General features: G+C 42.9%; 11 protein-coding genes. 4 read left to right on the top strand and 7 right to left on the bottom strand.

Annotated features, from left to right (window positions below):
* Positions 1-626: 626 nt before the first annotated feature.
* The 5 genes from HP401_RS12785 to HP401_RS12765 all read right to left on the bottom strand — a co-directional run bounded on the left by HP401_RS12785 (position 627) and on the right by HP401_RS12765 (position 3,556).
* A complete protein-coding gene (locus HP401_RS12785) occupies positions 627-1,460 on the bottom strand; it encodes a DUF6492 family protein (RefSeq protein ID WP_173605257.1) in 834 nt (277 codons plus the stop codon).
* A 157-nt stretch (positions 1,461-1,617) separates the two neighbouring features.
* On the bottom strand, positions 1,618-1,878 hold the full coding sequence (locus HP401_RS12780; protein ID WP_173605256.1) for a hypothetical protein: 261 nt from the start codon (positions 1,876-1,878) through the stop codon (positions 1,618-1,620).
* Between the two features lie 200 nt (positions 1,879-2,078).
* On the bottom strand, positions 2,079-2,252 hold the full coding sequence (locus HP401_RS12775; protein WP_173605255.1) for a hypothetical protein: 174 nt from the start codon (positions 2,250-2,252) through the stop codon (positions 2,079-2,081).
* Between the two features lie 272 nt (positions 2,253-2,524).
* Positions 2,525-2,794 carry a DUF1259 domain-containing protein gene (locus HP401_RS12770; RefSeq protein WP_309145125.1) on the bottom strand — a complete coding sequence of 90 codons (270 nt, stop codon included), beginning with the start codon at positions 2,792-2,794 and terminating at the stop codon, positions 2,525-2,527.
* Positions 2,795-3,115: 321 nt separating this feature from the next.
* Positions 3,116-3,556, bottom strand: a complete 441-nt coding sequence (locus HP401_RS12765) for a hypothetical protein (RefSeq protein ID WP_172142344.1) — start codon at positions 3,554-3,556, stop codon at positions 3,116-3,118.
* A gap of 283 nt (positions 3,557-3,839) precedes the next feature.
* Between HP401_RS12765 and HP401_RS12760 the strand changes: the two genes are divergently transcribed.
* The 3 genes from HP401_RS12760 (at position 3,840) to HP401_RS12750 (ending at position 6,150) form a co-directional block, all read left to right on the top strand.
* Positions 3,840-4,217 (top strand): PH domain-containing protein, encoded by a 378-nt coding sequence (locus HP401_RS12760; protein WP_015891615.1) that lies wholly within the window; start codon positions 3,840-3,842, stop codon positions 4,215-4,217.
* 543 nt (positions 4,218-4,760) lie between these two features.
* The gene (locus HP401_RS12755; protein WP_173605253.1) at positions 4,761-5,159 is read left to right on the top strand and encodes a MerR family transcriptional regulator; all 399 of its coding nucleotides are present in this window, start codon (positions 4,761-4,763) and stop codon (positions 5,157-5,159) included.
* Positions 5,149-6,150 carry an oxidoreductase gene (locus tag HP401_RS12750; RefSeq protein ID WP_173605252.1) on the top strand — a complete coding sequence of 334 codons (1,002 nt, stop codon included), beginning with the start codon at positions 5,149-5,151 and terminating at the stop codon, positions 6,148-6,150. The genes HP401_RS12755 and HP401_RS12750 overlap by 11 nt, the downstream gene beginning before the upstream one ends.
* Before the next feature lie 296 nt (positions 6,151-6,446).
* Here the strand turns inward: HP401_RS12750 and HP401_RS12745 are convergent, their stop codons facing one another.
* The gene (locus HP401_RS12745; RefSeq protein ID WP_173605251.1) at positions 6,447-7,085 is read right to left on the bottom strand and encodes a flavin reductase family protein; all 639 of its coding nucleotides are present in this window, start codon (positions 7,083-7,085) and stop codon (positions 6,447-6,449) included.
* A 489-nt stretch (positions 7,086-7,574) separates the two neighbouring features.
* Between HP401_RS12745 and HP401_RS12740 the strand changes: the two genes are divergently transcribed.
* Positions 7,575-8,522 carry an ABC transporter substrate-binding protein gene (locus HP401_RS12740; protein WP_173605250.1) on the top strand — a complete coding sequence of 316 codons (948 nt, stop codon included), beginning with the start codon at positions 7,575-7,577 and terminating at the stop codon, positions 8,520-8,522.
* A 113-nt stretch (positions 8,523-8,635) separates the two neighbouring features.
* Here HP401_RS12740 and HP401_RS12735 read toward each other — a convergent pair whose 3' ends face one another.
* A complete protein-coding gene (locus tag HP401_RS12735) occupies positions 8,636-9,040 on the bottom strand; it encodes a hypothetical protein (protein ID WP_173605249.1) in 405 nt (134 codons plus the stop codon).
* Between the last annotated feature and the right edge of the window lie 373 nt (positions 9,041-9,413).

Raw genomic sequence — 9,413 nt, 5'->3', positions numbered from 1 at the left:
AAAAAAGAAATGAAAGAGGGGCTGGCACAACCAGTCCCTTTCTTCCGACTTCCATTAATATTCTCATGTTATGACAAAGAACGAACCTTGAATGCTCCTAGCCAGCGTGACTTCTGCCTGGCAAACTTAAACTTCCCTAACTCTTGCAGGTACCTCCATCCCCCTAAGAAAACTTAAACCCAACAATTGGACGTCTTTTCGCACATTATAAAAGCAGGTATCATTCTGAAAAAAGGTGATTGCTGTGACTCGAATGGCTATGAAAAGAAAACAGGCAAGAATCCCTCTGGTGATTAGAGGGAACTTGCAATCGAAAAGACTTACCAGCTGAAATGGCAGCTACAATAGGAGCTGTCCATTCCGTCGGCACTCCACGTTTCTCCAATCATTTTAGAAATACGAAATGAAGAGAAGAGCCCTCCAAAGTTGAAGGGCTCTAAGCAGCATTATATCGGGCATTTTTACATGTAAAGCCCACTGACACTTCACAAATGTTGATTTTATGCGGTTTTCATGGAGTTTTGAAACCGTTTGGTGGGCAATTTTCAGAATACATACTTTCCTTGTTGCTTTCAAACTTGTCCATGATATCTATCTCAATTTTCTTTGAGAAGTGGGCATACACATCAGCGCTTCATTTTTCTCGCGCTCTTCTTCTTCCGGATATACCAGCCGCGTTTATGAAAGGAAATGGACCGGTATTTCTGAGCCAGTCTGATGGTTCGTTTGCGAGTAAGTGATGCTGGTTTTGAAGATAAGCTTTTGTTAAGGGAACTTCTTACGACCAGATGGCCGGGGTAGTGAGCTTTCACGAAGTTACCATAAGTTTCGAACTCGGAGAAGCCAGCATAACTCTGCTTGTTGGTCTTCTTGATAATCGCCCAGTACCATCTAGTCTTATGCCTAGCTTCAATTTTAGACTTCAGTCGGGAGAGCTTCGATTTGTCGAACAGCATATAGTGGGCAACGAAAGAGCGCGAAGCGGTTGGTTTGGCCCCCATTAATTTCCTATAGGTGCGAAAATACTCGGGACGACTCCAGTTACGGCAGTAAAAAACGGTTTTCCCATTGACGAGAAAGACATGAGGTCGGATGAGAATGGTGTCGGCGTCAATCACAAGATAATACCTTTGCTTGGTCAAGTTTCCTCCCGCCAGCTTCAACAATTGTTGGAGCAGCCAACCTGAGCGATTGGTGCGTTTGGTCTGGTAGCGAATGTCTTTTTTTGTGATTGGTAGGACGCGTCTTTCATTGATGAAGGTGCAGTTTTTACGCCGGCAGAGGGCTTGAATTCGTTTGCTTGGTGGCGATACAACCATGATCTTACCGAGAGGATGCTTCACTTGCTTACGGATGCTGTCAATGACATAGGGAAGAGTGCCGAGGTCTTTCTCAATAGCGGGGATCAGGACATCAATTTTAATAGAGCTGTTGAAGGTGCTTTTCGCTGAATGTGTCAACTTCTCAACTCCTTTTCGCTAGGCAGTTTCAAGCATAGGTGCCTGAGCAGGTTGGCCAAAGTGTCCGACTTTCCAGATAGGATATGATTTTCTCCCTTAGGGTGAATAAGACAGATATGGAAATCCTACAAATTGTGTATTTGTCTGCCTTCTTGAGTCATTGAGAAACTCTCTCACTCACTTTTGTCTTGTCGAAATCGTTGACCTTCAACAATGGCAGCTCGATCCGCCTCCGATAATACTGACTGGGTAAATGCGTTACTTTGAATGTAGACAGGAATAGATGAAGCTGGCAGAAAAACAGGAGGGCTGTGATGGCCGCGACGAAATCAGACGAATCGGCAAAAGGCGTTTGGAGGAGGATAGAAGAAAGTCGATAGGAATGGTCTTTGACCATGACAGCCCTATACAAATTCATATCGGGGATGGATTCATTCACATTTTAACAATCGGTGTAAAAAGTAAAATAGCCGTTCGATTTGAACGGCATCGTTTTCAACAGATCTTGCTTCGGAGTAAGTGTTATCCTCAAGGTTGTATTGAATCACCTCGATAGTATGTAACAAAACGGTAATTGAATAAAGCCCCCAATTGGAGGCTTACTCAAATTATCTGGGATTAATATGGTGTACAATGGTGTTCAAGGGGTTTTTTGCCACCACCACCCCAACTGCCGCCACCGCCGCCACCGCCGCCACTGCTACTACAATTTGGCTTACTGTATGCAAAAGCAGCCGTAGAGACTGACATTACCATAACGACTGCTATGGCAAAAGCAAAAAGCTTTTTCATAAGTATCACCTCCTTTACAGAAAATTCTAGTAATAATAGCGTAACTCAATTTCAAATTTTTGTAAAATATTGATCTATCAACCATTTTGATTTGTGCCTATTAGGAAGCACAGGGCTATTGAATGACAGATTGAACATAAGGAAACTAAGGTGCAATTTGGACGGTCTAAGGCGCGTCAAAAAGACGTCCAAATTAGGACGTCTCTCTGTATATATCTATATACCGTATACATGTTGATCACGAAGTTTGACTGGCTTCGTAGAACTTATTTTTACATCACAAGATTGATAAAAAGCCAGTGGTTGTGAAGGGCAGTAACCAGTATATCGTAATGGCGAAGAACTGAAATAAATGGGTTAATTTCTTCTGGGAGAATTACTGTTTCACCCAAACAAAGCGCCTTCCCATTTTGATCCACGGATTCAAATGAAAACATTATTGGTACCGTTAGAGCTGAACGAGAAGGACGCCCTAAAATAGTTACGGGCATATTCCTAACTGTCATTAAGGTACATACGCCATTAATTATCTGGGGCGGAATTTCAAGTATATCACCAAATTACCTGCAAAGTGGATCGATGGACATCGAAAATATCTCCTCCAAAAGTTTTTTAATTTAGTGTACTTTTGCGGAGATGAAAACGCTCTGGGCATTAGCCTACTTTGCAAAAAGGGCCATTGCAGAAATTTAATCCCGTAGTTAGTTTTTGAGGGGGTGTAGGGTCAAGGTAGCTTTTACGAAATGGGATATATTAGGAAATATCACAGACGAACAACACGAAAATATTAAAAAGCACGCTATGGATACCCATCTAGCAAGGAGGCCTTCAGTAGAAAGCCTCCATCAAATAAGAAAGGGTATTTATGGAGTGATGACTGACACAGTTCCACGAACTTTCCCGGCTCCATTGTTCTTAACTCTAATATAATACTGGCCTATTGGTAACACTTTCGTACTTTGAAAACTAAATGAACCTGACCCAGGAAACAGAAAATATCCAAAGTTTGGGTTATAATCAGTTCCGTCTTGTCTATATATCGCGTACTCTACTAACGGATTATCAACATTTATTCCACTTTGAGTCACCTTAACAGTAAGAACAGTAGGAGAATTAATATAAAAATAAGCAGAGTCAGAATATCCTCTAGTTCCTTGCTCAAAACCTAATACTTTTGTTTCAGTCGCAGCAGGTGCTGCTTCTTTGGTCGAAGACTGCTGGGAGCCGGCAGCAAATGTTTCTGATGGTAGAAAAACGGAAGCAGAAAGTAGTGTAACTAACGCAACTTTACCAAACCATTTCAATTCTATCATCTCCTAATTTTTAGATTCTACTAAATATTACAAATTAACCCAAATACTTACAATATTTTTCGGTGCGAAATACCTTGTCACACAAGAACGTGACTGAACCATTCCACTTTTCGAGTGATTTAACACAATATTTCGGGAGTCTAACAGCAAAGGCTTCTATATCCTAAATTTCAAGGTAATCACTCCCCTTGAGGAAAAAGTAACTACTTTGGTAGGAATTTTAAGCTGTTTGGAGAATATGATTTATCAATTAGTTAAATAGGGGGACGTTAATGTGGGTTTATTAGATGGTCTAATGGGTAATGCTTCGGAAGTTAACATTGCAGAGGTTCAACAGGAGTATGCTCAAATCTTAGCGAACAATGAGAGAATAGAAAAGGCGTACAAATTAATTCGTGATATGTTCATCTTCACCAACAAGCGGTTAATACTAGTTGATAAGCAAGGTATTACTGGCAGAAAGATAGAGTACCATTCCATTCCTTATAAAAGTATTCATCATTTTAGCATTGAAACAGCCGGAAATTTTGACTTGGATGCGGAATTGAAAATTTGGGTTTCTGGAAGTGCAGTACCGATCCAAAAACAATTTAACAAGAACTTGAATATTTACCAGATACAGAGCGTATTGGCCGAGTATATTTTGGGTTAATTTCGCTTGATTAGAAGTCCTCATTCAAATGGGACTTCCCCTAGAATGAATCGATTTAATCTGTGCTGATGAGTCTGCGCTATTTTTTTGGCAAGAGAAGGTATGCATACTAATATATACTTGTAGTAAATATAGAACTGATATCCTACTATATTGAAGACTACTTTTTTATTCACGTATTACTTCTTGTAACCCCCAATTTGCTTAAAGCAGTTGGGGGCTTTTTTTTATCGAAGTGACCTACGAAGCTGCTCGAACAGGTAGATAAACCGTTATCCGACGTCCTTTACTTTTCGAACCTAAAGCATCTCTATAAAAAAATTTGTACATCATAAATACCATACATGACAAGCAAAATTGAATCTGTACATAAGTATCATGCTGTACAAAATAGTCTGTGTGGGCAGCTATTTTTGTACAGTTTTTTTAAAGTTCCTCCTTAATTCCCCATAAGAAAAAGAGCAAGGAAGACCTTGACTTGGAGCTTACTCCAAGGAGTAAGGTTATAACGCTAGGAAAAGTTGAGCAAGTAAGGAGGCATTCATGAACGAAGAACGGACGTATTCGATTTCCGAAGTTGCAGAGCAGACAGGGCTTTCTACGGATACCCTTCGTTATTACGAGAAAATCGGACTGCTTGCTTCGCCGACGAGAGGCGGCGGACAAAAACGAATGTACGACGAGGGAGATATCGGTCGTATCCGTTTTTTGAACCATCTCAGAAGAACAGACATGCCACTCAAGAAAATCAAAGAGTACGTAGAGCACTACTCACTAAAAGACGATGCGCACTGTTATGCGTTGTTGGACGCGCACCGGGAGGCGATCGAGCAACGCATATCCGAATTGAGCGCAACCGCTGAAATCATTCGATACAAGCTCAAGCATTTTCAAGAGATCAAGGATGGGCATCAAAAGGAGGAAAAAGAATATGAGGATTGAAGCAAACCAACGGATACCGCAACAACCGCTGCACATCGGTTACGGACCACGTACAACTGCCGAAGATATCATGCAAGGAGTAGATTTGGCCGGTAAGGTTGCCATTGTGACTGGCGGATATTCTGGTATTGGCTTGGAGGTATCGAGGGTACTCGCGAAGGCAGGCGCCCAAGTAATCGTTCCTGCCCGTTCGCTGGACAAAGCCAAAGTTGCAATGGAGGCTGTTCCTGAAGCGGAACTAGGCGGGCTTGATCTTGCCGATCCGGACTCAATCGATGCCTTCGCCCACCAATTTGAGGAATCGGACCGCCCCCTTCATATTCTCGTGAACTGCGCAGGGATCATGGCTATACCTGAACAGCACGATCGCAGAGGATATGAACTGCAGTTTGCCACCAATCATTTGGGACACTTTCAACTGACATCACGGCTTTGGCCAGCTCTGAAACGAGCAAACGGCGCTCGAGTCGTTTCCGTTTCTTCAGGCGGTCATAGACTAGGTAACATCCATTTCGAAGATCCGAATTATCTACACCGCTCTTACAACAAGTGGGAGGCGTATGGGCAATCCAAGACGGCTAACGCCCTATTTGCCCTAGAATTGGATAAGCGGGGCAAGCCACACCATGTACGCGCGTTTTCCGTACACCCTGGCACCATCGTCACCGAGCTCTCCCGTCATTTGTCCAATGAAGAATTAAGCGCTTCTGGGGTGATCGACATACAGGGACGGCGGGCGTTTAGCGAATTGACGGAGGAACGCAAAACCGTACCGGAAGGAGCAGCGACAATCGTCTGGTGCGCTGTAAGCAACCAACTCGACGGAAAAGGCGGCGTTTATTGCCAAAATATCGATATTGCTCCTTTGATTCCGATTGATGGAGGGAAGCCAGGAGTACCCGGCGTATGCCCATGGGCTGCAGACGAGCAGGCTGCCAAGCGGCTCTGGTTGTTGAGTGAAGAACTTACAGGAGTTAGTTTTACCATCTGAGTTATTCGACATTGAGATACAGAAAGAAGCTGTGCTTCGCTCATCAGTATTTGTCGACTTCACTCTTTTTTTGTATAGTCAGCGTCTTCAAAAACTTGAGGCACCTTCCTGGTAGAGAAGAGGTGCCTCATCGTGTTATTTGGTATACTCCATCACTTCAAACAATTGAATCTTACTGAATGCTACAGGAGGCATACGCTACAATTCCAATTCCTAAGCCAAAACGCTCCGCTTCATCGCTAACTTCTGGTAAAAATATTCGAAAAGAAAGGGCGCTCAAAAGCACCCAACGATGTTTAATTCGATTTACCAATGGAACCTGGAGAAGGCCCAAAAACTGGGGCTAATCTTGACGGGTGCACCTTGGGGCTAAGGCCAAAAAATTCGCAGAAGTTCATAATCAGTGGGCTCCACTTCTCAGGGTCGATGTAGTTCTTCTCGCCAGTCATAAGGATTTGTTCATCAATATGAACGCGTATTATCTTCACTTCAATAGCTTTTAAAGAGCTGGGCAGTTCAAAATTATGGACCTGCTCTACGATTGCTTCTAATTGAACTGGACACTCAGCAACACGTGGTGGCCGAATCAGGTCCGAATCTTGGGGGGTGAGCCTAGCCGTTTTGAATTTATCTGGTTCAAATCGGTATCCCACATTAGCCTTACGTTCCGGGACAGGATTTCGCCCAGTTAGGAGAGCTAGACGGTCTACCGCATGAGCAAGATCAGACGAAGGAAGATTTAAAACACATTCACGCTCGCGCAACAAATTGGCAACGGTTTGAGATGAACTACTCATTCCAAGCATGCATGATTGATTCAGCCACCATGCAGAAGACATAGGTGCCAAGTTGACAGAACTGTCTTCATTTAATGTGCTGATGAGTACAACTGGCGTCCCAAAGTAAAGAATTTTTGGCTCAACTACCTTATGCATAATCGTGCTCCCTCCACTAAGAAAAGAAAGGTTTTCATACGCGTCTCAGATAAGAGACCTAGTTCAAATTATAATCAGTATTCGTTTCGTTATTTTGCTGTTTCATTTCGATTGAACGTTACACCAAATTCTTAAGAGAAGGGGGAGGGGGTAATCAAAGGTTGCGTGATCAAGAACAGTTGAATCGGGCACGATGGCAACTATGAACCAAAGTAGTATTGCTACGATGACATGAAAAAGCAAGAGGATGCGGAGAAATTCCCAATCTGCAACATGCTTTTTATGCATCAACTTGGCCTTAGGTTGGAAGGAGCTGTCCTAAAAGTCGAGAGACAATGGGACAAGCTCTTTTTTATATATACATAAAAAATATAAACATCATTGACATAAGAGTTCAAATATGTGATTATCTACTCTGTCACTTATAATGATAATCATTATCAAATGATAATTCACACCAAACATCACGTGACGAGGAGAAATGAACACATGAAAAAAGGAACACAAATCGTACTAGCCTGCTTGGTCGCAGTAGTCACTGCCGTGTCAGCGGGTTGTGGAACTAGCCAAACGGCTGCGGAAGCACCGAAGAAGCCTGAGACACGCGTAGTCAAGCACCTGATGGGGGAAGTGACGATCCCAGCGGAACCAAAGAGAATTGCTGACGTATCGGGAGCGGCGGAGGAGCTTCTCATTTTGGGACACAAGCCCGTTGCTACGGCCAATACATACAAGACAAAAATCATGTCCCACGTAGCGGATAAGCTGACAGATGTAAAACCAGTTGGCTGGATGTGGGATGACTCTATCAATTTAGAAGCTGTGGTAGAAACAAAGCCAGACCTAATCATTATGAATAACCGCCAGCAAAAGATGTACGAGCAGCTGTCCAAAATCGCGCCGACTGTCGTTCTGGAGACAGACATGGACAAATGGCGTGATAAGTTTAAAGAAATCGGTCGCCTGTTTGGACAAGAAGAGGACGTGAACAAATGGCTGGCTGGGTATGACGAGAAGACGAAAGAAATGCGTGAGCAACTCAAGCAAGCGTACGGCGATGAGACCTTTATGTTCCTGGCCGTAACGCCAAAATTGTTCCGTGTGTACGGGAACTATGGCTATGCAGATATTTTATTCACTGACCTCGGCCTGAAGCCGGCAGCTGGAACACCTACAGATAAAACAATGGAAATGATCGAGCTAGAAGGACTGACGAATTTTCAGGCAGACCATATGTTCCTCGTCAATTTCGGAGGGAAAGCGGATGATGTTTACGCAGAACTGAAGAATAGCCCAGTATGGAAAAGCAACAAGGCAGTTCAACAAGGCCATCTCTATGAGATTACCAATGAAACATTCAATACCAAAGCCTTTGGCCCAATTGGAAAGGAAATGCTCCTAGAAGAGATTGGTAGTATGTTGCTGAAAAAGCAATAACCATGCGATCCACACAAAAGATAGGGCGATGAATGCGGATCACTACGAAGTGTGATGCAAAACGTTATAAAGCCCGTCTTCACTATCAAGACGGGCTAAAATCTATTCAAGCTTTACTGAATCGTATAAGTAGCTACGATTACATTTTGATCCTGATAAGAATACGGCGCTTGAAATTGTACGTAGCGATACCCGTCCTCATCAGCCTTAATAATGATACCTGTCGTACCGCTCCAAATCTGTTTATTTTGAGCATTATAAACGGTGTAATTAGCAAAGCTACCATTTGCACGGATACGGAGCTCCTGCCCTTTTTTTAGATAAATCGCTTCCTTTGGACTTAACTGCCCAGGAGTAAGGTAATAATATTTGGTGAATGATTGTGCTTGTTTTTGTTGCTCAACGAAGACTGTGTTTGGTTCACTTTGTACGTGAGCACTGCTAGAAGCGGAAGCATATGCAGGTGCGCCAGAGAGGAGTAAAGCAAACAGTGAAATAGAGAGAAGCTGTTTTTTCATACCTAGAACACTCCTTTTGATCAATTCTGACCATAAATCCATAAACCAAAGGTAATTATACTAAATTTCAATAAAATGGTAAATATTTACATGTTGTAACTTAACCTTTCATTTGATGCAATGACAGATGCAAAGCAAGTCGCAAGTGAAAGGCGTAAAATATATAATACTCTGGAAGTATGTAGTCGCAAGTCGTTAGACTCCTGACATGAAGACGTTAAGCCGCTCGGAAAAGAACCGGGCGGCTCTTTTGGTGAAATGGTAGGTTTTGTCGTCTGACAGGGTGTCCTCAGCTATCCTCTCCATAATACTAATCCTCTTTCTACGAAAGCGTACCGTGGGAGGATTGGACAAAGAAGGGCTCAAAGCTCAA

Origin of the sequence: Brevibacillus sp. HB2.2 (genome assembly GCF_013284275.1) — a bacterium.
GTDB classification, from domain to species: Bacteria; Bacillota; Bacilli; order Brevibacillales; family Brevibacillaceae; genus Brevibacillus; species Brevibacillus brevis_D.
The sequence above is the reverse complement of the archived record's forward strand: the minus strand, read 5'-3'. Positions and strand labels throughout refer to the sequence as shown.

Excerpts from the sequence above, each read along its gene's own strand:
- HP401_RS12755 (WP_173605253.1), top strand. The coding sequence starts at position 4,761 with ATGAACGAAGAACGGACGTATTCGATTTCCGAAGTTGCAGAGCAGACA.
- HP401_RS12775 (WP_173605255.1), bottom strand. The coding sequence starts at position 2,252 with ATGAAAAAGCTTTTTGCTTTTGCCATAGCAGTCGTTATGGTAATGTCA.
- HP401_RS12745 (WP_173605251.1), bottom strand. The coding sequence starts at position 7,085 with ATGCATAAGGTAGTTGAGCCAAAAATTCTTTACTTTGGGACGCCAGTT.
- HP401_RS12740 (WP_173605250.1), top strand. The coding sequence starts at position 7,575 with ATGAAAAAAGGAACACAAATCGTACTAGCCTGCTTGGTCGCAGTAGTC.
- HP401_RS12750 (WP_173605252.1), top strand. The coding sequence starts at position 5,149 with ATGAGGATTGAAGCAAACCAACGGATACCGCAACAACCGCTGCACATC.
- HP401_RS12780 (WP_173605256.1), bottom strand. The coding sequence starts at position 1,878 with ATGAATTTGTATAGGGCTGTCATGGTCAAAGACCATTCCTATCGACTT.
- HP401_RS12735 (WP_173605249.1), bottom strand. The coding sequence starts at position 9,040 with ATGAAAAAACAGCTTCTCTCTATTTCACTGTTTGCTTTACTCCTCTCT.